Source organism: Burkholderia sp. E168m15 (assembly GCF_016586105.1).
Taxonomy (GTDB): domain Bacteria; phylum Pseudomonadota; class Gammaproteobacteria; order Burkholderiales; family Burkholderiaceae; genus Burkholderia; species Burkholderia orbicola.
This window is the reverse complement of record NZ_BCPO01000062.1, coordinates 1-23181: the sequence shown is the minus strand read 5'-3', so window position 1 is coordinate 23181 and position 23181 is coordinate 1. Positions and strand designations below refer to the sequence as shown.

Below are 23181 nucleotides of genomic sequence, written 5' to 3'. Positions count from 1 at the left end.
CGCGCCGGTGTGAGCACCGGCGCCAGCGGACGAAAACGGAAAGTGTAGCGTCAGTGCCGCGATTCGCCGATCAGCGCGACCGAGTCGAACTGACGCTGGTTCGCCTGGTGGCGGCGCATCACGAGCCACATCGTCAGGCAGACGAACGTGCCGAACAGCACGATCACGACGCCGACCGGCACGTCGAGCCACACGAGCACCGCATACAGGCACAGCATCACGAGCACCGACAGGTTCTCGTTGAAGTTCTGCACCGCGATCGAATGGCCGGCCGACAGCAGCACGTGGCCACGATGCTGCAGCAGCGCGTTCATCGGCACGACGAAATAGCCGGACAGCGCGCCGACGCCGATCAGGAAGATGTAGGCGACGATCAGGTAGAACGGCAGGCGCAGATGGCCGAAGTGCACGGCCCACTGCGCCGGGAACAGGTCGCGCGTGTAGAAAGCCATCAGCATCACCGCGATGCCCATGATGATGCCGACGGGCAGCACGGTCAGCGACTTCTTCAGCGGAATCCGGGCGGCGGCGGCAATCGCGCCGGCCGCCACGCCGACCGCGACTACGGCCTGCAGGATCGCGCCTTCGGACAGCGACATGTTGAGCGACACCTCGGCCCACTTCAGCACGATGAACTGCAGCGTCGCGCCGGCCCCCCAGAACAGCGTCGTGACCGCCAGCGAGATCTGGCCGAGCTTGTCGCGCCAGAGCACCATGAAGCAGTCGGCGAAATCGGTGAGCAGCTTGACCGGGCCGCGCTCCTGCTTCGGGTAGCGGGCGCCCGTGTCGGGAATGCGCAGGTTGAACAGCGCGGCGACCACGTAGATCGCCATGATGATCGCCATCGCGGCCTCGGCGGGCGTGCCGATCCAGGCGGGAGTATGGGCGATCACGTGCGATGCGATGTGCGGGCTGATCAGCGCGCCCCCGAGCACGGTGCCGAGGATGATCGAGCTGACGGTCGTGCCCTCGATCCAGCCGTTCGCGGCGACCAGCCGGTCGGCCGGCAGCAGTTCGGTGAGAATCCCGTATTTGGCGGGGGAGTAGGCCGCCGCGCCGAAGCCGACGATCCCGTACGCGATCAGCGGATGGGCGCCGAACAGCATGATCAGGCAGCCGACCACCTTGATCGAGTTGGTAATGAACATCACGCGGCCCTTCGGGCGCGAATCCGCGAACGCACCGACATACGCCGCCAACACCACATAGGACAACACGAAGAACAGCTTCAGCAGCGGTGTCATCCAGTTGGGGGCGTGGAGGTCTTTCAGCAGGGCGATGGCGGCGATGAGAAGCGCATTGTCGGCCAGCGACGAGAAAAACTGCGCGGCCATGATGGTGTAAAAACCTTTTTTCATCTGATGCGATGCTTTCGTCGCTGCGGCAGGGCCGCGTAGGCCGCCTGGTATGCGATCGGCTTATTCCGTTCGAAATGGGTTGTGCGCACGGCTTTATAACATGAAAATACGCGAATTCGGACTAGCAAGATTCCCCGATCGTTCCGCAAATTGTCGGCTTCGGTGCTCAAAAGGCGCGGTAAGCTGATGATTCGCAAGCGTCTTTACGTAAATTTCCCATGCCGCGCCCGATCTCCGCCACCATCCACACCGCCGCTCTCGCGAACAATCTCTCCGTCGTCCGCCGCTTTGCCGGCCCGTCCAAGGTCTGGGCGGTCGTCAAGGCCAACGCGTACGGCCACGGTCTCGCCCGCGCGTTTCCGGGCCTGCGCGGCACCGACGGCTTCGGCCTGCTCGACCTCGACGAGGCGGTGAAGCTGCGCGAGCTCGGCTGGGCCGGCCCGATCCTGCTGCTCGAAGGCTTCTTCCGCTCGACCGACATCGACGTGATCGACCGCTACAGCCTGACCACGACCGTCCACAACGACGAGCAGATGCGGATGCTGGAAACGGCGCGGCTGTCGAAGCCCGTTAACGTGCAGCTCAAGATGAACAGCGGGATGAACCGGCTCGGTTACGTGCCGGAAAAATACCGTGCCGCGTGGGAGCGCGCCCGCGCGTGCCCCGGCATCGGCCAGATCACGTTGATGACCCATTTTTCGGACGCGGACAACGAGCGCGGTGTCGCCGAGCAGCTCGCGACGTTCGAGCGCGGCGCGGAAAGCATCGCCGGCGCGCGCAGTCTCGCGAATTCGGCCGCCGTGCTGTGGCATCCGGATACGCACTTCGACTGGGTGCGGCCGGGGATCGTGCTGTATGGCGCGTCGCCGTCCGGGTTGTCGTCCGATATCGCGGACACGGGGTTGAAGTCCGCGATGACGCTTGCATCCGAGCTGATCGCGGTGCAGACGATCGGGAAGGGCCAGGCGATCGGTTATGGTTCGACGTTTTCGGCGCAGGCGCCGATGCGGATCGGCGTCGTCGCGTGCGGCTATGCGGATGGCTATCCGCGCGTGGCGCCCGAAGGCACGCCCGTGATCGTCGACGGCATCCGTACGCGGATCGTCGGCCGCGTGTCGATGGACATGATCACCGTCGACCTGACGCCGTGCCCGCAGGCCGGCGTCGGCGCGCGCGTCGAGCTGTGGGGCAACGCGCTGCCGATCGACGACGTCGCGCGCCATTGCGGCACGATCGGCTACGAGCTGATGTGCGCGGTCGCGGCCCGCGTGCCCGTGCGAGCGGAATAAGGGCGTCGCGCGTGGCCAAACAGAAAACCGTTTACGTCTGCAGCGAGTGCGGCGGACAGACCCCGAAGTGGCAGGGCCAGTGCCCGTCGTGCCAAGCCTGGAACACGCTCGTCGAATCGGTCGCCGAGTCGCCGGCCGCCCATCGGTTCCAGTCGCTCGCGAAGCGGGCGCCGGTGCAGCGGCTCGCCGACATCGAGGCCGCCGACGTGCCGCGCTTCTCCACCGGCATCGGCGAATTCGACCGCGTGCTGGGCGGCGGGCTGGTGCCCGGCGGTGTCGTGCTGATCGGCGGCGATCCGGGCATCGGCAAGTCGACGCTGCTGCTGCAGTCGCTCGCGGATATCGCGAACGAGAGGCGCGCCCTCTATATCAGCGGCGAGGAATCGGCCGCGCAGATCGCGTTGCGCGCGCAACGGCTCGCGTTGCTCGACGGCGGTGCGCCGGCGGCCGAACTGAAGCTGCTCGCCGAGATCCAGCTCGAGAAGATCCAGGCCGCGATCGATTCGGAGCGGCCGGACGTGGCCGTCATCGACTCGATCCAGACCGTCTATTCCGAGGCGCTGACGTCGGCGCCGGGCTCGGTCGCGCAGGTGCGCGAGTGCGCGGCGCAGCTCACGCGCATCGCGAAACAGTCGGGCACCGCGATCATCATGGTCGGGCACGTGACGAAGGAGGGCAATCTGGCCGGCCCGCGCGTGCTCGAGCACATCGTCGACACGGTGCTGTATTTCGAAGGCGACACGCATTCGTCGTTCCGGCTCGTGCGCGCGTTCAAGAACCGTTTCGGCGCGGTCAACGAGCTCGGCGTGTTCGCAATGACCGAGCGCGGGCTGCGCGGCGTGGCCAACCCGTCCGCGCTGTTCCTGTCGCAGCACGAGCAGGTCGTGCCCGGTTCGTGCGTGCTCGTCACGCAGGAAGGCACGCGCCCGCTGCTCGTCGAAATCCAGGCGCTCGTCGATACGGCGCACGTGCCGAACCCGCGCCGGCTCGCGGTCGGCCTCGAGCAGAACCGGCTCGCGATGCTGCTCGCGGTGCTGCACCGCCACGCGGGCATCGCAGCCTTCGACCAGGACGTGTTCCTCAATGCGGTGGGCGGCGTGAAGATCACCGAGCCGGCCGCCGACCTCGCGGTGCTGCTCGCGATTCACTCGTCGATGCGCAACAAGGCGCTGCCGAAAGGGCTGATCGTGTTCGGCGAGGTGGGGCTGGCGGGCGAGATCCGGCCGTCCCCGCGCGGGCAGGAACGGCTGCGCGAAGCGGCGAAGCTCGGTTTCACGTCCGCGCTGATTCCGAAGGCGAATGCGCCGAAACAGCCGATCGAAGGGCTGAACGTGATGGCCGTCGAGCGGCTCGAGCAGGCGATCGACCGCGTGCGCGATCTCGAATGAGCGGGCGGGGCCCTGGCAGGGGCCGTAGCGGGCCGGACGATCTGTCGCGTAATTCGCTGTAAAGAATATGTAGGCTGATGTAACCCGCCGGACATCGCTTTTCCCTATCCTTTGCCGGATTGTCGAACCGCGCAATGCGAAGGGAACCTATGTTGAAATCGTACGGGGAAGCGCCTGGCGGACGCCTTTACAACCTGCGCGGCTGCCGCGTGTCGGAGCCGATTCGCCAGCCGTGGGGCGGTGGATGCCGGATCGTCGAGTGGATCGACGAAGAAGGGCGGCTGGCGCGCAAGGTCGTGTCCGAGGACGTGTCGGAAGCCGAGGTCGCCGCTGCGATCCGCCGGCCGATCAAGGGGCGCCGGCACTTGATGGGCGATGACGAGCAGATGCCGCGCGACACGCTGCCGCGCCGCTGAGTGGGGGGCGCGGCCGACATACGGGCCGATGCAACCCCGCCAAACGCAGCAATGACGACGAGGCCGGGCCCGGGCGCCCGGCCTCGTCGTTTCCGGGTTCGGTGCGGCGGGGCGGATTAATGGGGCGTCGATGCCCGACGCCTCGACGCGCTACGTCGCCGATGACGCGCTCATCGCCGACGGCCCCGACGGCCGCCGTTCAGCCGATCTGCTCGAGTTCTTCCTGCACGGCGAGCCAGTCCGCCTCGACCGTTTCGAGCCGGGTCGTGACCTCGCCGAGCTTGCGGATCGCGTCGGTCAGTTCCGTCTTGCGCGCGGCTTCGTAGCTCGCCGGATCGGCGACGAACGCGTCGAGGCGCGCCTTTTCGGCGTGCAGTGCTTCCATTTCCTTCTCGAGCTTCGTGATGCGGTTCTGCAGCGGCTTCTTCAACTGGGACAGCCGTTGGCGTTCCTCGGCCGCCTGACGCTTCTGATCCTTGCGGTTGACGCCCGGATCGGCGCCCGCGGCTGCCGCGCTGTCGGCTTTCGCGGCCGCGCGCTGCTCGGCTGCGTGCTGCAGCAGCCAGTCGCGGTAGTCGTCGAGGTCGCCGTCGAACGGCTGCAGCCGGTGCTTCGCGACCAGCATGAACTGATCGGTCGTCGCGCGCAGCAGGTGACGATCGTGCGACACGAGGATCAGCGTGCCTTCGAATTGCGCGAGCGCCATCGTCAGCGCGTGGCGCGTTTCGAGGTCGAGGTGGTTCGTCGGTTCGTCGAGCAGCAGCAGGTTCGGCTTCTGCCAGATGATCAGCGCCAGCGCGAGGCGGGCTTTTTCGCCGCCCGAGAACGGCCCGACCGGGCTGGTCGCCATGTCGCCCGAGAAATTGAAGCCGCCGAGGAAGTCGCGCAGTTCCTGCTCGCGCGTGTCGGGCGCAAGCCGTGCCAGATGCGCGAGCGGCGAATCGTCTTCGCGCAGCGTTTCGAGCTGGTGCTGCGCGAAATAGCCGATCGTCAGCCCCTTGCCGTCGCGCACGTGCCCCGACAGCGGCGCGAGCGTGCCGGCCAGTGTCTTGATCAGCGTCGACTTGCCCTGGCCGTTGGCACCCAACAGGCCGATACGCTGGCCGTTCTGGATCGACAGCGCGACGCGCTCGACGATCGGGATGTCCGTTCCGTCGTCGGCGTGATAGCCGCAGCGGACGTCCTCCATCACCATCATCGGGTTCGGCGCGGCATCGGGCGTGCGGAATTCGAACGTGAACGGCGACGCGATGTGCGCGGGCGCGATCAACTCCATCTTCTCGAGCGCCTTCATCCGGCTTTGCGCCTGCTTGGCCTTGGTCGCCTTGGCCTTGAAGCGGTCGACGAAGCTCTGCAGGTGCTCGATCGTCTTCTGCTGCTTTTCGTACGCGCTTTGCTGCAGCGCCAGTTGCTGAGCGCGTAATACTTCGAACTGCGAGTAGTTGCCGCCGTAGCGCTTCACCTGGCGGTTTTCCAGATGCAGCGTGACGTTGCAGATCGAGTCGAGGAATTCGCGGTCGTGCGAAATCACGACGAGCGTGCCGGGGTAGCGATGCAGCCAGTCTTCGAGCCAGACGATCGCGTCGAGGTCGAGGTGGTTCGTCGGTTCGTCGAGCAGCAGCAGGTCGGAGCGGCACATCAGCGCCTGCGCGAGGTTCAGGCGCATGCGCCAGCCGCCGGAGAAGCTCGCGACGGATTCGCGCGTTTGCGCGAGCGTGAAGCCTAGGCCGAGCAGCAGCGCTTCGGCGCGGGCCGGCGCGGTGTAGCCGTCGGCATCGGCGAATGCCGCGTGCGCGTCGGCTTCGGCGGCGCCGTCATGCGCGGCCGACGCGGCGGCGATGCGGGCCTCGATCTCGCGCAGCGCGGTATCGCCGTCGAGCGTGTAGTCGAGCGCCGAGCGGTCGACCGCGGGCGTTTCCTGCGACACGTGGGCGATCCGCCACGACGGCGGCATCGAGAAATCGCCTCCGTCGGAATGCAGCTCGCCGCGCAGGACGGAAAACAGCGTCGACTTGCCGGCGCCGTTCGCGCCGATCAGGCCGGCTTTCTCGCCGGGATTGAGCACGAACGAGGTCGACTCGAACAGCGGCTTGGTGCCGCGCGCAAGGCTGAACTGATTGAAACGGATCACGGCGGAAATGGCTGGCGAAAACCGCTATTCTAGACCGCGCGCCGGTCGCGCCGGGCATCGGCCGTTCGGCGGATGCCGCAACGGCGCAATTTCGCCTAGACTCCACGTCGATCGGTTTCGTAAAAGGAGTGCCCGATGTCCACCCTGTATTCGTTCAGCGCAGAGACGCTCGCCGGCGCGCCGGTATCGCTCGACGCGTATCGCGGCAAGGTGCTGCTGATCGTCAATACCGCGAGCGAGTGCGGTTTCACGCCGCAGTACGCGGGTCTGCAGAAGCTGTACGACCAGTACGCGGCGCGCGGCTTCTTCGTGCTCGGCTTCCCGTGCAACCAGTTCGGCAAGCAGGAGCCGGGCGATGCCGCGCAGATCGGGGCATTCTGCGAGCGCAACTACGGCGTCACGTTCCCGATGTTCGCGAAGATCGACGTGAAGGGCGACCATGCGCATCCGCTGTATCGCTACCTGACCGACGAGGCGCCCGGCATTCTCGGCCTCAAGGCGATCAAGTGGAATTTCACGAAATTCCTGATCGACCGCGAAGGGCGCATCGTCAAGCGCTACGCGCCGTCCACCAAGCCCGATGAAATCGCAGCGGACATCGACAAGCTGCTGTGACGGCGATGCGCGGCGTGCGCCGCGCCGGTGCGGATCGTGCGTGCGCCGCCGTTACAGGATCGGCGCGAACAACCGCGCGACGTGCATCGCGATGCGCCGCCAGGCAGGCGACTGCCGGTATTCGTCCGCATCGACCTCGTACGCCTGCGCGAAGTCGGCATCGAGCATCGTCTCGACTTCGCCGGCGAACGCGCGATCGACGGTCATGACCATGACCTCGAAATTGAGGCGGAACGAACGGTTATCGAGATTCGCGCTGCCGACCGCCGCCGCGATGCGGTCGATCAGCACGACCTTCTGGTGCAGGAAGCCGGGCCGGTAGCGGAACACTTTCACGCCCGCATCGACGAGGTCGCGCGCATAAAGCTTGGACGCCTCGAACACGACGTAGTGATCGCGCCGGCTCGGGATCAGGATGCGTACGTCGACGCCGCGCATCACGGCGAGTTTTAGCGCGGAGACCACGGCTTCGTCGGGAACGAGGTACGGCGTGGTGATCCAGACCCGCTCGCGGGCGGCATTGATCGATTCGACGAAGAACAGCGAGCCGGTTTCCTGCTTGTCGGCCGGCCCCATCGGCACCGCGAGGCAATGCATGCCGTCGCCGGGCTGCACGGGCGGCGGCAGCGCGATGGGCGGCAGTTTCTGCGTCGCCCAGTGCCAGTCTTCGGCGAACACGTACTGGATGCTCGCCACCACGGGGCCGCGGATCTCGATGTGGGTGTCGCGCCATGGCGACAGGCGCGGCTTCGCGCCGAGATATTCGACACCGACGTTGTGGCCGCCGACGAACGCGCGATTGCCGTCGACGACGACGATCTTGCGATGGTTGCGGAAGTTCAACTGGAAGCGATTGACGAATTTCCGGTTGGTCGCGAACGGATGGACCTCGACGCCACCGCGGCGCAATGCGTCGACGTAGCTGTGCGGCAGGTCGAAGCTGCCGATGCTGTCGTACAGTAGGCAGCAGCGTACGCCGGCGGCCGCGCGCGCGAGCAGCGCGTCGCGCAGCATCCGGCCGAGCGCATCGTCGCGCACGATGAAGAACTGGACGAGCACGTAGTCGCGCGCGTCGTCGATCGCCGACAGGATGGCGGAGAATGTCGCGTCGCCGTTGACCAGCGTGCGTACCGAATTGCCGCCGAGGAACGGCATGCCGCCGAGCCGCGTGAGCGCGAGCACGGCAGCCTGCCCCAGCGCGTCGGCGGCCGGCCCGTCGGTCGCATCGGTCGCGCGCCACGGCGCACGCGGTGTGTGTGTGCGCAACATTTCCAGCTCGTGGCGCCGGGCGTCGACGTAGCCGGAGAATTTGCTACGGCCGAGGAACAGGTATGGAACGAGCGTCAGGTACGGCATGGCCGTGAGCGAGACGGCCCACGCGATCGCGCCTTGCGACGTGCGCGTGTTCATGATTGCGTGGCACGCCGCGACGATCCCGAGCACATGGATGGTCAGGATCAGGGTGCCGAGATGTAGCCAGTCGAGGGTCATGGGCGCTTAAAGGACTCCTGCGGGACACCCGGTGGGACTCCCGAAGTCGTGCGGCCGGGCGGCCGCCTACGCGCATCTTACCCAACCGTGCGGCGCAACGGGGCGCCGCACGGCGGGTGGGCCGGCAACGCTCAGCCCTTGCGGGGCAGGTCCGACGCCTGGATCAGGAATACGGCGTCATCGCCCGCGCTGGTGGGCAGCCACGTGAGCTCGAGGCCGCCGAATGCCGCTTCGACGTGCTCGCGCTCGTTGCCGATCTCGACGACGAGCACGCCGTCGTCATGCAGCCAGCGGTGCGCTTCGGCGACGATGCGTCGCACGATGTCCATCCCGTCGTCGCCGCCGGCGAGCGCCATCTCCGGCTCGTGCCGGTATTCGGGCGGCAGCGCGGCCATCGACGCCGCGTTCACGTACGGCGGGTTCGTCAGGATCACGTCGTAGCGCGAGTCGGGATCGGTGCGGAACGCGGGCAGCGGTGCGTAGAGGTCGCCGCGGTGCAGCCCGATGCGGTCTTCGAGGCCGTAGTCGCGCACGTTGATTTCCGCGACTTCGAGCGCCTTGTCCGACAGGTCGACCGCGTCGATCTCGGCGTTCGGGAACGCGCTTGCCGCGAGGATCGCGAGGCAGCCGGAGCCGGTGCACAGTTCGAGCACCGCGCCGACCTGCTCGGGATCGGCGACATACGGCTGCAGCCCGTCGTCGAGTAGTTCGCCGATGAACGAGCGCGGCACGATCACGCGTTCGTCGACGTAGAAGCGGTGGCCGTGCATCCATGCTTCGTGCGTGAGGTACGCGGCCGGCACGCGGTCGGCCGCGCGTCGTTCGATCACCGCGAGCACGGCCGCGATTTCGTCGGGCAAGAGGCGCGCGTCCATGAACGGCTCGAGCGTGTCGAGCGGCAGGTCGAGCGTGTGCAGCACGAGGTAGGCCGCTTCGTCGTACGCGTTGTCGGAACCGTGACCGAACGCGAGCTTCGCTTTCGAGAAGCGCGTGACCGCGTAGCGCAGCAGGTCGCGGACTGTGGCAAAAGGTGTCGTCATGCGAGGCTCCGTCAGGCGATCAGTTGTTCGAGCACGCGTCGGTACACGTTCTTCAGCGGGTCGACGAAGCGCACTTCGATGTGCTCGTCGATCTTGTGGATGCTGCCGTTCGGCGGGCCGAACTCGATCACCTGCGGGCAGATGCGCGCAATGAAGCGGCCGTCCGACGTGCCGCCCGTCGTCGACAGCTCGGTCGTGATACCGGTCTCGGTGCGGATCGCGTGTTCCAGCGCGCCCGACAGTTCACCGCGCGGCGTGAGGAACGGCAGGCCGCTCACCGACCACTTCAGCGTGTATTCGAGGCCGTGCTTGTCGAGGATCGCGTGCACGCGGGCCTGCAGGCCTTCGACGGTGCTCGCGGTCGAGAAGCGGAAGTTGAACAGCAGGTCGGCGTGGCCCGGGATCACGTTGGTCGCGCCGGTGCCAGCGTGCAGGTTCGACACCTGCCAGGTGGTCGGCGGGAAGTATTCGTTGCCGGCGTCCCATTGCTCGGCGGCGAGCTCGGCGAGCGCCGGCGCGAGCAGGTGGATCGGGTTCTTCGCGAGGTGCGGATAGGCAATGTGGCCTTGCACGCCCTTGATGACCAGTTCGCCGGACATCGACCCGCGGCGGCCGTTCTTGACGACGTCGCCGAGCTCGGCGGTCGACGTCGGCTCGCCGACGATGCAGTAGTCGAGCCGCTCGCCGCGTTCCTGCAGCAGCTCGACGACCTTCACGGTGCCGTCGGTGGCCGGGCCTTCCTCGTCGCTCGTGATCAGGAACGCGATCGCGCCGCGGTGGTCCGGATGCGCCGCGACGAATTCCTCGGAGGCGACGACGAACGCCGCGAGCGACGTCTTCATGTCGGCCGCGCCGCGGCCGTACAGCTTGCCGTCGCGATGGGCGGGGACGAACGGCGGCGAGGTCCACTGTTCGAGCGGGCCGGTCGGCACGACGTCGGTATGGCCCGCGAACGCGAGCAGCTTGCCGTCGCGGCCGTCGGTGCCGCGCTTGACGGCCCACAGGTTGGTCACGCCGTGCGACGCGATGGTCTCGCATTCGAAGCCGAGCGCGGCGAGGCGCTCGGTCATGATCTGCTGGCAGTGCTGGTCGTCGGGCGTCACGGACGCGCGGGCGATCAGCTGTTCGGTAAGGGCTAGGGTGGCGGACATGGTTCGGACCACTTTCGATAAAAAATGCCGGCGCGGTGGCCGGCAGCGACAGGGCGTCGGGCGGCGCCCGTGGGCGCAGCGCGGGCGACCCTATGCGGCAAACAACGCCGCGTATTGATCGGCCACGAAGCCGAGCGATTTCACGCGGCCGTTGACGACGAGCACGGGGCGCTTGATGACCGACGGCTTGTGGATCATCAGCGCGACCGCGCCGGTCTTCGTTTCGGCAGCCGCCTTCATCGCGTCGTCGAGGCCGCGCCACGTGGTGCCGCGCTTGTTCACGAGCGCGTCGAGCGACACGTCCTTCAGCCAGTCTTCGATCAGCGGCGCGCTGACGCCGAGCTTCTTGAAATCGTGGAACTCGAATTCGACGCCGTGATCGTCGAGCCACACGCGGGCCTTCTTCACGGTGTCGCAGTTCGGAATGCCGTAGACGACCACGGTGTGCGGCTTTGCCATCAGTCGCCTCGCAGCAGCTCGTTCAGGCCGACCTTCGCACGCGTCTTCGCGTCGACCTTCTTGACGATCACCGCGCAGTACAGGCTGTGCGAACCGTCCTTCGACGGCAGGTTGCCGGCGACGACGACCGAGCCGGCCGGGATGCGGCCGTAGCTGACTTCGCCCGTCTCGCGATCGTAGATCTTCGTGCTCTGGCCGAGGTACACGCCCATCGAGATCACCGAGTTTTCCTCGACGATCACGCCTTCGACGACTTCCGAGCGCGCGCCGATGAAGCAGTTGTCTTCGATGATGACCGGATTCGCCTGCAGCGGCTCGAGCACGCCGCCGATACCGACGCCGCCCGACAGGTGCACGTTCTTGCCGATCTGCGCGCACGAACCGACCGTGGCCCACGTGTCGACCATCGTGCCTTCGTCGACGTACGCGCCGATGTTGGTGTACGACGGCATCAGCACGACGTTCTTCGCGATGAACGAGCCGCGGCGCGCGATGGCCGGCGGGACGACGCGGAAGCCGCCCGCGGCGAAGTCTTCGGCCGTGTAGTTCGCGAACTTCGACGGCACCTTGTCGTAGAACTGCGAGTAGCCGCCGGCCGGCATCGGCGCGTTGTCCTCCAGGCGGAACGACAGCAGCACGGCCTTCTTCAGCCACTGGTGGACCGTCCAGTTGCCGTCGATTTTCTCGGCGACGCGCAGTGCACCCTTGTCGAGTTGCTCGATCGCGTGAGCGACGGCTTCGCGGACGTCCGCGGGCGCGGCCTTCGGCGACAGCTCGGCGCGGTTTTCCCAGGCGGTATCGATGATTTGCTGAAGTTGTTGCGACATGTTCGTTTTCGCAGGAGATGGATGGAATTGATCGGGATGGACGTCTTACCGCGCGAGAGCGCGGCAGAAATCGACGATGCGTTGCGCGCCCTCGACGCATTCGGGGGTGCCCGCGACGAGCGCGATCCGGATGAAATCGCGGCCCGGGTTCGTGCCGTGCGCATCGCGCGCCAGGTACGAGCCGGGCAGAACCGTCACATTATAGTCGGCGTACAGGCGGCGGGCGAACTCGGTGTCCGACAGGCCGGTGCGCGACACGTTGGCCCACAGGTAGAACGCGGCGTCGGGCAGCTTCACGTCGATCACGTCGGCGAGCATCGGCGTGACCGTGTTGAACTTCTGCAGGTACAGCGCGCGGTTCTCGCGCACGTGCGCCTCGTCGTTCCATGCGGCGATGCTCGCGTGCTGCCAGACCGGCGACAGCGCGGCGCCGTGGTACGTGCGGTACAGCAGGAATTTCTTGAGCAGCGCGGCGTCGCCGGCGACGAAGCCCGAGCGCATGCCCGGCACGTTCGAGCGCTTCGACAGGCTCGACAGCATCACGAGCCGCTCGAAGCCGCGGCCGAGGCGGTGCGCGGCCTCGAGGCCGCCGAGCGGCGGCGCCGCTTCGTCGAAATAGATCTCGGAATAGCACTCGTCGGACGCGATCACGAAACCGTGACGGTCCGACAGCGCGAACAGCTCGCGCCAGTCGTCGAGCGTCAGCACGGCGCCCGTCGGGTTGCCGGGCGAGCACACGTACAGCAGCTGCGTGCGCGCCCACACGTCGTCGGGCACGGCCGCGTAGTCGCACGCGAAGTTGCGGGCCGGGTCGCTGTTCGCGAAATAGGGTTCGGCACCGGCGAGCAGCGCCGCGCCTTCGTAAATTTGATAGAAAGGATTCGGACAGAGTACGATCGCCTTCTTGCCGTCCGCGGACGGCCGTGCATCGATCACCGTCTGCGCGAGCGAGAACAGCGCTTCGCGCGAGCCCGACACCGGCAGCACCTGCGTGGCCGGATCGATTGCCGGCAGCCCGTAGCGGCGCTCGAGCCAGTGCGCGATCGACGTGCGCAGCGCGTCCGAGCCGGCCGTGGCCGGGTACGACGCGAGCCCGTCGAGCGCGGCCACCACGGCGTCGCGGATCAGCGCCGGCGTCGCGTGTTTGGGCTCGCCGATGCCGAAGCTGATCGGTTTGAGGTCGCCGGAAGGCGTCACGTCCTTGAACAGGGCGCGCAGCTTTTCGAAGGGATAGGGCTGGAGCGAGTCGAGTCGAGGGTTCACGGGCGAAGCGGCCATCGCGGCCGGTTGGAGCGAAAGAAGCGGCGGGCGCGCCGCGCGGCTGCGAACGGGCGCCGGGGCGCGCGGCTCGCAACGGACGATTATAGCGTGACGCAATGCGGTCACGGCCTGCCGGAGCGGCGGCCGGGCCGGTCGAATAAAGGGTATCGAACCAATTGACGTCCTCGTCCGCCTAAAGGCGGCGGATTCCCACACCTGGCGATGCACGTCCGCATCGGAGAATGTTCAGCGCAGCGTTGATATCACGATCATGTTCGACACCACAGTCACTGCAGGTCCATTCTCTTATTCTCAGTCCCGCGATACCTTTCGGCCGCGTCGTGCGGTCTTTCGATCCGCACGACGAACAGGACTGGGTCGAACCGCTTTCGTCCACTTCCTCGAACGTGGCCCCGTGCGCGATCGCTTTGTAGCGGAGCTTGTTCCGGAAGGAGGACCAGGACGCGTCGTAGACGCTTTTCGCCATCCTGGTTCTGGCAAATTTCGCGGCCGACACGTTGCCGACCGCGATGTAATCGAAACGCCGCACCAGATCGAGCGCGAGCTTGTGCTGGAAATCGGCACGCGCATTCGCGACCTTGGCATGCAGCTTCGCGATATGTCGCTTGTGCTTGCGCGCCCGTTGCGCTTTCGCCAGCTTTTCCGCCGCTCGTCGACCGAACTGGTCATTGGGCAGCTTCTCGCCGGTCGAAAGTGTGGCGAAGTCTTTCAGGCCGAGATCGATGCCGACACCGGAACGGATCGGGCGGGCCTGCACATCCGGCATCTCGATCACGATGTTGAGAAACCAGTTGCCGCGCGCATCCTGCGCAAAGTTGGTGCCGTCCTTGATCTTGCCTTCGGGAAGCGGTCGACTGTTGAACACGCGGAAGGTGTTGCCGGCGAAACGGAACGCGTCGCCCTCGCGCTTCAGGTCTCGGCCCTTCAGCGGCACCCAGCCCAGCGATTTTCTGCCGCGATAGCGCAGGTACGGGCGACGGTGCTGGCTGCGCGACTTCGCGTATTGCTCGCACGTCGCGTTGATCGTGCCGGAGTGGATGCCGAGCGCCTTGCTGCTGCCAGTCGTGAGCACATTCAAGTCGAAACCGGTCGGCCACTTCTTGTTCCACTTCAGCGCGTGCTTCTGCGTGTCGTTGCAGAAGTTCCAGACGTAGTTCACCGCGCGGCTCTGCTTGTTAAGCAGTCCGTTGAGCGACTTCACCCGGTAGCGGTAGACAAGGATCATGCCGGTGATCCTAACCCGTGGAAGAAGCTGCCTGTCAACAGCCTGCCTTTCCTTCCCGCCATCAATGGCGGGGTTTCTCGGAGCAAATTCTGATGAACAACGCGGTACGCGGCAGCCTGCCGACGCTGGCCATCCTGATCGGCGCGTCGGTATGGGGCCTGATCTGGTATCCGCTGCGGATTCTCGCGTCGCTCGGCGTGACGGGCACGCTGGCCAGCGCGCTGACGAGCCTCGTCGCCTTCCTGTTCGTGATCGTCGCGCGGCACCGCACGATCGCGACGCTGCGCTGGCACTGGGTGCTGCCGGGCATCGCGGTGACGGCCGGCGTGACGAACCTCGGGTTCGTATGGGGCACGATCCACGGCGAGGTGCTGCGCGTGATGCTGCTGTTCTACCTGACGCCGGCCTGGACCGCGATCTACGCGCACTTCCTGCTGCGCGAGCGGCTGACCTGGGCCGGCGCGGGGCTCGCGGCGCTGTCGATCGGCGGCGCGATGCTGATGCTGTGGTCGCCGGCGCTCGGCTTGCCGCTGCCGGCCAACCCGGCCGAATGGGCCGGTCTCGCGGCCGGGCTGAGCTTCGCGATGAGCAACGTGCTGGTGATCAAGGCGAGCCGCGAGCTGCCCGACATGCGCGCCGAAATGCGCACCGCGACGCTGTTCGGCGGCGCGGCCATGTTCGGCGCGATCGCGTCGCTGTTCGAAGGGCTGCCGGCCGCGCCGGCGAGCGGCCAACTGGGCGTGGCCGCGCTGATCATCGCGGCGATCGGCGTGACGATGGCGTCGAACAACCTGCTCGTGCAGTACGGTCTCGCGCGCGTGCCGGCGAACCGCGCGTCGATCATCATGCTGTTCGAGATCGTGATCACCGCGCTGTCGGCGTGGGTGTTCGCGAACGAGCTGCCGAGCGCGCGCGAGTGGGCGGGCGGCGCGTGCATCGTGCTCGCGGCGTTGCTGTCGAGCCGGGTCCATCGTGCCGCGCCGGCACCGGACAAACCCGGCGACGGTCGGGACGGCACACGCGCGATGGTATGATGGAAGCCGTTTGCGGGGCCCAACGCTGGATGCGCGCGGCCCCGTTTTTGAATTCCGGGGCGCGTGGCGCGCAGGGGCTCTCCGGCCCCGCGCCGTGCGGCCCCGTCCGTTTCACACCTTCTTCACATCCGATACCGCCGTGCGTCTGAGCTCGATCAAACTCGCTGGCTTCAAATCCTTCGTCGATCCCACGCATTTCCAGGTTCCGGGCCAGCTTGTCGGCGTGGTCGGCCCGAACGGATGCGGCAAGTCCAACATCATCGATGCCGTGCGCTGGGTGCTCGGCGAGTCGCGTGCCTCCGAGCTGCGCGGCGAATCGATGCAGGACGTGATCTTCAACGGTTCGACCGCCCGCAAGCCCGGCAGCCGGGCCAGCGTCGAACTGATCTTCGACAACTCCGACGGCCGCGCGGCCGGGCAGTGGGGCCAGTACGGCGAAATCGCCGTGAAGCGCGTGCTGACGCGCGACGGCACGTCGAGCTACTACATCAACAACCTGCCGGCGCGCCGCCGCGACATCCAGGACATCTTCCTCGGCACCGGCCTCGGGCCGCGTGCATACGCGATCATCGGGCAGGGCATGATCGCGCGGATCATCGAGGCGAAGCCGGAAGAGCTGCGCGTGTTCCTCGAGGAAGCCGCCGGCGTGTCGAAGTACAAGGAACGCCGCCGCGAAACCGAGAACCGCCTGCACGACACGCGCGAGAACCTGACGCGCGTCGAGGACATCGTGCGCGAACTCGGCGCGAACCTCGAAAAGCTCGAGGCGCAGGCGGTGGTCGCGACCAAGTACAAGGAACTCGTCGCCGACGGCGAGGAGAAGCAGCGCCTGTTGTGGCTGCTGCGCAAGAACGAGGCCGCCGGCGAGCAGCAGAAGCAGCAGCGCGCGATCGAGCAGGCGCAGATCGACCTCGAGGCGCAGACGGCGAAACTGCGCGAAGTCGAGGCGCAGCTCGAGACGCTGCGGGTCGCGCACTATTCGGCGAGCGACGCGATGCAGGGCGCGCAGGGTGCGCTCTACGAGGCGAACGCCGAGGTGAGCCGCCTCGAAGCCGAGATCAAGTTCATCGTCGAATCGCGCAATCGCGTGCAGGCGCAGATCGCCGCGCTGAACGCGCAGCGCGAGCAGTGGCGCGCGCAGGCCGAGAAGTCGCAGGACGAGCTCGAGGAAGCCGAAGAGGCGCGCGCGATGGCCGACGAGAAGGCCGCGCTCGCCGAGGACAACGCGGCCGCGAAGCACGACGCGCTGCCGGCGCTCGAAGCGAAGTGGCGCGACGCGCAGGCGCAGCTCAACGACGAGCGCGCGCGGATCGCGCAGACGGAGCAGTCGCTGAAGCTCGAGGCCGCGCACCAGCGCAACGCCGATCAGCAGCTCCAGCAGCTTCAGCAGCGCCACGAGCGCCTGAAGAGCGAAGCGGGCGGGCTCGACGCGCCGGACGAAACGCAGCTCGAAGAGCTGCGCATGCAGCTGGCCGAGCAGGAAGAGATTCTCGCTGAAGCGCAGGCGCGCCTCGCCGACGCGCAGGAAACGGTGCCGCGCCTCGACGGCGAGCGCCGCGCCGCGCAGGAGCGCGTGCAGGCCGAAGCCGCGCAGATCCACCAGCTCGAAGCACGCCTCGCCGCACTGAAGCAGTTGCAGGAAAACGTGCAGACCGAAGGCAAGATCCAGCCGTGGCTCGACAAGCACGAGCTCGGCGCGCTGCCGCGTCTGTGGAAGAAGCTGCACGTCGAGGCCGGCTGGGAAGCTGCGCTCGAGGCCGTGCTGCGCGAGCGTCTCGCCGCGGTCGAAGTATCGAATCTCGACTGGGTGAAGGCATTCGCGACCGATGCGCCGCCCGCGAAGCTCGCGTTCTACGCGCCGCCCGCGGCCGGTGAGCCGCCCGCCGCGGTGGCCGGGCTGCGGCCGGTGCTGTCGCTCGTGCGCATCGACGACGCGGGCATCCGCGCGGTGCTGAACGACTGGCTCGGCAACGTGTACGTGGCCGACGACGTCGCGCAGGCGCTCGCGACGCGCGCGCAGTTGCCGGCAGGCGGCGCGTTCGTCGTCAAGGCCGGCCATATCGTCACGCGCGTCGGCGTGCAGCTGTATGCGGCCGATTCGGAGCAGGCCGGGATGCTGGCCCGCCAGCAGGAAATCGAAAACCTGGCGCGCCAGGTGCGCGCGCAGGCGCTGCTCGCCGACGAGGCGCGCACGGCTGCCGTGCGGGCGGAAGCGGCGCACACGCAGGCCACGCAGGCGCTCGGCGACGTGCGCGCGCAGGCCGAACGCGCGACGCAACGCGTGCATGCGCTGCAGATGGACGTGCTCAAGCTCGCCCAGGCGCACGAACGCTATACGCAGCGCAGCACGCAGATCCGCGAGGAACTCGAGGAAATCGGCGCGCAGATCGAGGAGCAGCGTGCATTGCGCGCGGAGTCGGAAGCGAATTTCGAGCGCTTCGACGGCGAGCTCGCCGAACTGCAGGCGCGCTTCGAGGACAACCAGCTCGCGTTCGAGTCGCTCGACGAATCGCTGACGCAGGCGCGTCAGGAAGCGCGCGACCTGGAGCGCGGCGCGAACGACGCGCGCTTCGCCGCCCGCAACGCGGTGACCCGGATCGACGAGCTCAAGCGCACGATCCAGGTCGCGCACGAGCAGAGCGAGCGCGTCGCCGCGTCGCTGGAAGACGCCCGCGCCGAACTCGAGACGATCAACGAGCAGACCGCGCACACGGGCCTGCAGGACGCGCTCGAAATTCGCGCGGCGAAGGAAGAAGCGCTGCAGGCCGCGCGGATCGAGCTCGACGACCTGACCGCGAAGCTGCGCGCGTCGGACGAGCAGCGGCTCGTCGCCGAGCGTTCGCTGCAGCCGCTGCGCGACCGCATCACCGAACTGCAGCTGAAGGAGCAGGCCGCGCGCCTGGCCGTCGAGCAGTTCGCCGAGCAGCTCGCAGCCGCCGAGGTCGACGAAACCGCGCTGGCCGCGAAGCTGACGCCGGATCTCAAGCCTTCGTACCTGCAGGGCGAAGTCACGCGCCTGAACAACGCGATCAACGCACTCGGCCCGGTGAACATGGCCGCGCTCGACGAGCTGAAGGCCGCGAGCGAGCGCAAGGTGTTCCTCGACGCGCAATCGGCCGACCTGATCGACGCGATCACGACGCTCGAGGACGCGATCCACAAGATCGACCAGGAAACCCGCACGCTGCTGCAGGGCACCTTCGACGAGGTCAACCGTCATTTCAGCGACCTGTTCCCGCGCCTGTTCGGCGGCGGCCAGGCGAAGCTGATCATGACGGGCGACGAGATTCTCGATGCCGGCGTGCAGGTGATGGCGCAGCCGCCGGGCAAGAAGAACGCGACGATTCACCTGCTGTCGGGCGGCGAGAAGGCGCTGACCGCGACCGCGCTCGTGTTCGCGATGTTCCAGCTGAACCCGGCGCCGTTCTGTCTGCTCGACGAGGTCGACGCGCCGCTGGACGACGCGAACACCGAGCGTTTCGCGAATCTCGTGCGCGCGATGTCCGACAAGACGCAGTTCCTGTTCATCTCGCACAACAAGATCGCGATGGAAATGGCGCAGCAGCTGATCGGCGTGACGATGCAGGAGCAGGGCGTGTCGCGGATCGTGGCGGTGGACATGGAAACCGCCGCGGGTTTTGCCCAGAATTGACGTTTGACGAAACCGGACCGCGTTCGCGCGGCGCACGAGCGCCCGTTCGCGGTCCCGACGAAAAAGAATTGCTGATGGAGCGTGCATGGACGAGTTGACACTCGGTTTGATCGGCGCGGGCGCCGTCGTGGTGGGCGGCGTCGTGGTCTACAACGCATGGCAGGGCGCGAAAGTGCGGCGCAGGATGCCGCGCCCGATGCCGGAGGAAGCGGCCGAGGCGATGAACCGCCCCGAGCGCGACGAAGAGTTGCCGTTCATCGAACCGGTGCGTCAGCCGGTGCGCCGCGAGCCCGCGGCACCGGTCGCGGCGGCGCCGGCGGCTGCGGCCGAAGCCGCGCGCGTCGAGCCGACGTTCGGCGGGGCCGGGAGCGGCGCGGCGCCGGCCGATACGCCGGCCGACCTGCAGGCCGAGGCGACGGGCGTCGACACGTCGGCCGAATCGACCGAACCGGTTGCCGGCGAAGAGGCCGTGCCCGCCGCCACGCATGAAGCGGCGGCCGAACCGGCCGAGCCGACCGAACCGGTGATGCCGGCCGCGACGACGGTCTCGTCGGCGCCGCCTGCGATCGTCGACCGCCGGATCGACTGCATCGTGCCGATCCGCCTCAACGGCCCGCTGCCGGGCGACAAGATCCTGCCGGTCGCGCAGCGACTGCGCCGCGCGGGCAGCAAGCCCGTGCACATCGAAGGCAAGCCGGAAGGCGGCCAGTGGGAACTGCTGCAGAACGGCGTGCGCTACGAAGAGCTGCGCGCGGCTGCCCAGCTTGCGAACCGCAGCGGCGCGCTGAACGAGCTCGAATTCTCCGAATTCGTGACGGGCGTCCAGCAGTTCGCGGACGCGATCGACGGCGCGCCGGAATTCCCGGACATGATGGAAACGGTCGCGATGGCGCGCGAGCTCGACGCGTTTGCCGCGCAGTGCGACGCGCAACTGTCGATCAACGTGATGTCGGACGGTGCGCCGTGGTCGGCGAACTACGTGCAGGCGGTCGCGTCGCAGGACGGGCTGCTGCTGTCGCGCGACGGCACGCGCTTCGTGAAGCTCGACGCGAAGCAGAACCCGGTATTCATGCTGCAGTTCGGCGACACCAACTTCCTGCGCGACGACCTGACGTACAAGGGCGGCAACATGATCACGCTGGTGCTCGACGTGCCGGTGGCGGAAGAGGACATCCTGCCGTTCCGGCTGATGTGCGATTACGCGAAGTCGCTGTCCGAGCGGATCGGCGCACGCGTCGTCGACGATTCGCGCCGGCCGCTGCCGGAGTCGACGCTGGTCGCGATCGACCAGCAACTGATGAAGCTGTACGCGAAGCTCGAGGAAGCCGGCATCCCGGCCGGTTCGCCGATCACGCGCCGCCTCTTTAGCCAGTAATGCGATGGCGCGGGCGACGGTCGTTGGCGCCGTCGTCCGTCGCTGCGGCGCGCACTGTTTCGTGTGCGCTGCAGCACGTCATCCGGCCCGCATTGCGTACCCCGCCGCGGCGTCAAACTGAGATAATCGGGCATCCGATTTTTCAGAACGACTCTGCCGCCAGCATGGCCCGAACCCAAGCCGAACCGCCAGCCAGCCAGCCCGACGCGCGCGCCGCGTGGCTGCGCGACCAACTCGAGCGGGCGAACTACGCCTACTACGTGCTCGACCAGCCGGATCTGCCCGACGCCGAATACGACCGGCTGTTCCGCGAGTTGCAGCAGCTCGAAACCGACCATCCCGAACTCGTGACACCCGATTCGCCGACGCAGCGTGTCGGCGGCGAAGCGGCCGGCGGCTTCACGCCGGTCGTCCACGATGCGCCGATGCTGTCGCTGAACAACGGCTTTGCCGACGAGGACATCGTCGCGTTCGACAAGCGCGTCGCCGACGCGCTCGCCAAGACGACCGATCTGGCCGGCTCGGTGACCGACCCCGTCGAATACGCGTGCGAACTGAAGTTCGACGGCCTGGCGATCTCGCTGCGCTACGAGCAAGGCGTGTTCGTGCAGGCCGCGACGCGTGGCGACGGGACGACGGGCGAGGACGTGACCGAGAACGTGCGCACGATCCGCTCGATTCCGCTGAAGCTGAAGGGCAAGCACGTGCCGGCGGTGCTCGACGTACGCGGCGAGGTGCTGATGTTCAAGCGCGATTTCGCACGCCTGAACGAACGCCAGCGCGCGGCCGAGCAGCGCGAATTCGCGAACCCGCGCAACGCAGCGGCCGGCAGCCTGCGCCAGCTCGACTCGAAGATCACCGCGCAGCGGCCGCTGTCGTTCTTCGCGTACGGGATCGGCGTGCTCGACGGGATGCCGATGCCCGACACGCACAGCGCGCTGCTCGACTGGTACGAGTCGCTCGGCCTGCCGGTGAATCGGGAGCGCGCGGTCGTGCACGGCGCCGAAGGCTTGCTCGACTTCTTCCGCAAGGTCGGCGAGAAGCGCGAGTCGCTGCCGTACGACATCGACGGCGTCGTCTACAAGGTCAACCGGCGCGACGAGCAGGAGCGGCTCGGCTTCGTGTCGCGTGCGCCGCGCTTCGCGCTCGCGCACAAGTTCCCCGCGCAGGAAGCGCTGACGAAGCTCGTCGCGATCGACGTGCAGGTCGGCCGCACCGGTGCGATCACGCCGGTCGCGCGTCTCGAGCCGGTGTTCGTCGGCGGCGCGACCGTGACCAATGCGACGCTGCACAACGAGGACGAAGTGCGCCGCAAGGACATCCGGATCGGCGACACCGTGATCGTGCGGCGTGCGGGCGACGTGATTCCGGAAGTCGTCGGCGCGCTGCTCGACCGGCGCCCGGCGGATGCGGCCGAATTCGTGATGCCGACCGAATGCCCGGTGTGCGGCTCGAAGATCGAGCGCCTGCCGGACGAGGCGATCGCGCGCTGCACGGGCGGGCTGTTCTGCCCGGCGCAGCGCAAGCAGGCGCTGTGGCATTTCGCGCAACGCCGCGCGCTCGACATCGACGGCCTCGGCGAGAAGATCATCGACCAGCTCGTCGAGCTGAATCTCGTGCGCACGCCGGCTGACCTGTTCAATCTGGGCTTCGCGACGCTGGCCGAACTCGACCGGTTCGCCGAGAAGTCCGCGCAGAACCTGATCGATTCGCTCGAGAAGGCCAAGCATACGACGCTCGCGCGCTTCATCTACGGGCTCGGCATCCGCCATGTCGGCGAATCGACCGCGAAGGATCTCGCGAAGCATTTCGGCTCGCTGACGCCGATCATGGACGCGTCGATCGAGGAACTGCTCGAAGTCAACGACGTCGGGCCGATCGTGGCCGAGTCGCTCCACCAGTTCTTCGCGGAGGAGCACAACCGGACCGTGATCGAGCAGTTGCGCGCGCCGGGCAAGGTCACGTGGCCCGAAGGGCCGCCCGCGCCGAAGGCGCCGCAGGGCGTGCTGGCCGGCAAGACGGTCGTGCTGACGGGCACGCTGCCGAATCTCACGCGCGATGCGGCGAAGGAGATGCTCGAAGCGGCGGGCGCGAAAGTGGCCGGTTCGGTGTCGAAGAAGACGGATTACGTGGTCGCGGGCGCCGAAGCCGGCAGCAAGCTCGCGAAGGCCGAGGAACTCGGCATCCCCGTGCTGGACGAAGATGGTCTGCACCAACTCCTGGAGGGCAATACGCCATGATTCGCGAGATCCTGAAGATGGGCGATCCGCGCCTGCTCGAAATCGCCCAGCCGGTCGAGCGGTTCGATACACCCGAGCTGCACGAGATCGTCGCGGACATGTTCGAGACGATGCACCACGCGAACGGCGCGGGGCTCGCCGCGCCGCAGATCGGCATCGGGCTGCAGATCATCATCTTCGGCTTCGGCAACAACAACCGCTACCCGGAT

Annotated in this window: 18 protein-coding genes; 9 read left to right on the top strand and 9 right to left on the bottom strand. The window is 67.4% G+C overall.

Annotation, left to right across the window (positions count from 1 at the left end):
* Positions 1 to 50: 50 nt before the first annotated feature.
* Positions 51 to 1358, bottom strand: a complete 1308-nt coding sequence (gene lplT / locus JMF86_RS10050; RefSeq protein WP_006478468.1) for a lysophospholipid transporter LplT — start codon at positions 1356 to 1358, stop codon at positions 51 to 53.
* A 218-nt stretch (positions 1359 to 1576) separates the two neighbouring features.
* On the opposite strand from lplT, the gene alr reads away from it, so the two are divergent.
* From alr to JMF86_RS10035, 3 genes are all read left to right on the top strand, one after another.
* Complete coding sequence (alr, locus tag JMF86_RS10045) at positions 1577 to 2647, top strand: alanine racemase (RefSeq protein ID WP_011549524.1); 1071 nt, start codon at positions 1577 to 1579, stop codon at positions 2645 to 2647.
* An 11-nt stretch (positions 2648 to 2658) separates the two neighbouring features.
* Positions 2659 to 4035, top strand: coding sequence for a DNA repair protein RadA (gene radA / locus JMF86_RS10040; protein ID WP_011694314.1), 1377 nt, complete (start codon positions 2659 to 2661; stop codon positions 4033 to 4035).
* A gap of 149 nt (positions 4036 to 4184) precedes the next feature.
* On the top strand, positions 4185 to 4451 hold the full coding sequence (locus JMF86_RS10035; protein WP_011549526.1) for a DUF2866 domain-containing protein: 267 nt from the start codon (positions 4185 to 4187) through the stop codon (positions 4449 to 4451).
* A gap of 199 nt (positions 4452 to 4650) precedes the next feature.
* Here the strand turns inward: JMF86_RS10035 and JMF86_RS10030 are convergent, their stop codons facing one another.
* On the bottom strand, positions 4651 to 6582 hold the full coding sequence (locus tag JMF86_RS10030) for an ATP-binding cassette domain-containing protein (RefSeq protein WP_011549527.1): 1932 nt from the start codon (positions 6580 to 6582) through the stop codon (positions 4651 to 4653).
* Between the two features lie 135 nt (positions 6583 to 6717).
* On the opposite strand from JMF86_RS10030, the gene JMF86_RS10025 reads away from it, so the two are divergent.
* Positions 6718 to 7197 (top strand): glutathione peroxidase, encoded by a 480-nt coding sequence (locus JMF86_RS10025; RefSeq protein WP_011549528.1) that lies wholly within the window; start codon positions 6718 to 6720, stop codon positions 7195 to 7197.
* A 51-nt stretch (positions 7198 to 7248) separates the two neighbouring features.
* Here the strand turns inward: JMF86_RS10025 and cls are convergent, their stop codons facing one another.
* The 7 genes from cls to JMF86_RS09990 all read right to left on the bottom strand — a co-directional run bounded on the left by cls (position 7249) and on the right by JMF86_RS09990 (position 14671).
* Positions 7249 to 8688, bottom strand: coding sequence for a cardiolipin synthase (gene cls / locus JMF86_RS10020; protein WP_201316979.1), 1440 nt, complete (start codon positions 8686 to 8688; stop codon positions 7249 to 7251).
* Between the two features lie 131 nt (positions 8689 to 8819).
* Positions 8820 to 9728 carry a 50S ribosomal protein L3 N(5)-glutamine methyltransferase gene (gene prmB, locus JMF86_RS10015; protein ID WP_011549530.1) on the bottom strand — a complete coding sequence of 303 codons (909 nt, stop codon included), beginning with the start codon at positions 9726 to 9728 and terminating at the stop codon, positions 8820 to 8822.
* A gap of 11 nt (positions 9729 to 9739) precedes the next feature.
* Positions 9740 to 10879, bottom strand: a complete 1140-nt coding sequence (dapE, locus tag JMF86_RS10010; RefSeq protein ID WP_077179868.1) for a succinyl-diaminopimelate desuccinylase — start codon at positions 10877 to 10879, stop codon at positions 9740 to 9742.
* Positions 10880 to 10969: 90 nt separating this feature from the next.
* Positions 10970 to 11338, bottom strand: a complete 369-nt coding sequence (locus JMF86_RS10005) for an ArsC family reductase (RefSeq protein ID WP_006478478.1) — start codon at positions 11336 to 11338, stop codon at positions 10970 to 10972.
* Positions 11338 to 12165, bottom strand: coding sequence for a 2,3,4,5-tetrahydropyridine-2,6-dicarboxylate N-succinyltransferase (gene dapD, locus JMF86_RS10000; RefSeq protein WP_006478479.1), 828 nt, complete (start codon positions 12163 to 12165; stop codon positions 11338 to 11340). The genes JMF86_RS10005 and dapD overlap by 1 nt, the downstream gene beginning before the upstream one ends.
* 45 nt (positions 12166 to 12210) lie before the next feature.
* Complete coding sequence (dapC, locus tag JMF86_RS09995) at positions 12211 to 13443, bottom strand: succinyldiaminopimelate transaminase (RefSeq protein ID WP_011549532.1); 1233 nt, start codon at positions 13441 to 13443, stop codon at positions 12211 to 12213.
* Between the two features lie 175 nt (positions 13444 to 13618).
* On the bottom strand, positions 13619 to 14671 hold the full coding sequence (locus JMF86_RS09990; RefSeq protein ID WP_011549533.1) for an RNA-guided endonuclease TnpB family protein: 1053 nt from the start codon (positions 14669 to 14671) through the stop codon (positions 13619 to 13621).
* Positions 14672 to 14763: 92 nt separating this feature from the next.
* Between JMF86_RS09990 and JMF86_RS09985 the strand changes: the two genes are divergently transcribed.
* From JMF86_RS09985 to JMF86_RS09965, 5 genes are all read left to right on the top strand, one after another.
* On the top strand, positions 14764 to 15705 hold the full coding sequence (locus JMF86_RS09985) for a DMT family transporter (RefSeq protein ID WP_201316978.1): 942 nt from the start codon (positions 14764 to 14766) through the stop codon (positions 15703 to 15705).
* Between the two features lie 139 nt (positions 15706 to 15844).
* The gene (gene smc, locus JMF86_RS09980; RefSeq protein ID WP_011694313.1) at positions 15845 to 19357 is read left to right on the top strand and encodes a chromosome segregation protein SMC; all 3513 of its coding nucleotides are present in this window, start codon (positions 15845 to 15847) and stop codon (positions 19355 to 19357) included.
* A gap of 85 nt (positions 19358 to 19442) precedes the next feature.
* On the top strand, positions 19443 to 20732 hold the full coding sequence (locus JMF86_RS09975) for a cell division protein ZipA C-terminal FtsZ-binding domain-containing protein (protein WP_077178245.1): 1290 nt from the start codon (positions 19443 to 19445) through the stop codon (positions 20730 to 20732).
* A 164-nt stretch (positions 20733 to 20896) separates the two neighbouring features.
* Positions 20897 to 22972 carry an NAD-dependent DNA ligase LigA gene (gene ligA / locus JMF86_RS09970; RefSeq protein ID WP_011694312.1) on the top strand — a complete coding sequence of 692 codons (2076 nt, stop codon included), beginning with the start codon at positions 20897 to 20899 and terminating at the stop codon, positions 22970 to 22972.
* On the top strand, positions 22969 to 23181 hold a 213-nt coding region (locus JMF86_RS09965), incomplete at its 3' end, for a peptide deformylase (RefSeq protein ID WP_201316977.1). The genes ligA and JMF86_RS09965, both read left to right, overlap by 4 nt.

Bases quoted from the DNA above. Each gene is read 5' to 3' on its own strand.
- lplT (WP_006478468.1), bottom strand. From the start codon at position 1,358: ATGAAAAAAGGTTTTTACACCATCATGGCCGCGCAGTTTTTCTCGTCG.
- alr (WP_011549524.1), top strand. From the start codon at position 1,577: ATGCCGCGCCCGATCTCCGCCACCATCCACACCGCCGCTCTCGCGAAC.
- JMF86_RS10035 (WP_011549526.1), top strand. From the start codon at position 4,185: ATGTTGAAATCGTACGGGGAAGCGCCTGGCGGACGCCTTTACAACCTG.
- JMF86_RS10025 (WP_011549528.1), top strand. From the start codon at position 6,718: ATGTCCACCCTGTATTCGTTCAGCGCAGAGACGCTCGCCGGCGCGCCG.
- cls (WP_201316979.1), bottom strand. From the start codon at position 8,688: ATGACCCTCGACTGGCTACATCTCGGCACCCTGATCCTGACCATCCAT.
- prmB (WP_011549530.1), bottom strand. From the start codon at position 9,728: ATGACGACACCTTTTGCCACAGTCCGCGACCTGCTGCGCTACGCGGTC.
- dapE (WP_077179868.1), bottom strand. From the start codon at position 10,879: ATGTCCGCCACCCTAGCCCTTACCGAACAGCTGATCGCCCGCGCGTCC.
- JMF86_RS10005 (WP_006478478.1), bottom strand. From the start codon at position 11,338: ATGGCAAAGCCGCACACCGTGGTCGTCTACGGCATTCCGAACTGCGAC.
- dapD (WP_006478479.1), bottom strand. From the start codon at position 12,165: ATGTCGCAACAACTTCAGCAAATCATCGATACCGCCTGGGAAAACCGC.
- dapC (WP_011549532.1), bottom strand. From the start codon at position 13,443: ATGGCCGCTTCGCCCGTGAACCCTCGACTCGACTCGCTCCAGCCCTAT.
- JMF86_RS09990 (WP_011549533.1), bottom strand. From the start codon at position 14,671: ATGATCCTTGTCTACCGCTACCGGGTGAAGTCGCTCAACGGACTGCTT.
- JMF86_RS09985 (WP_201316978.1), top strand. From the start codon at position 14,764: ATGAACAACGCGGTACGCGGCAGCCTGCCGACGCTGGCCATCCTGATC.
- JMF86_RS09975 (WP_077178245.1), top strand. From the start codon at position 19,443: ATGGACGAGTTGACACTCGGTTTGATCGGCGCGGGCGCCGTCGTGGTG.
- ligA (WP_011694312.1), top strand. From the start codon at position 20,897: ATGGCCCGAACCCAAGCCGAACCGCCAGCCAGCCAGCCCGACGCGCGC.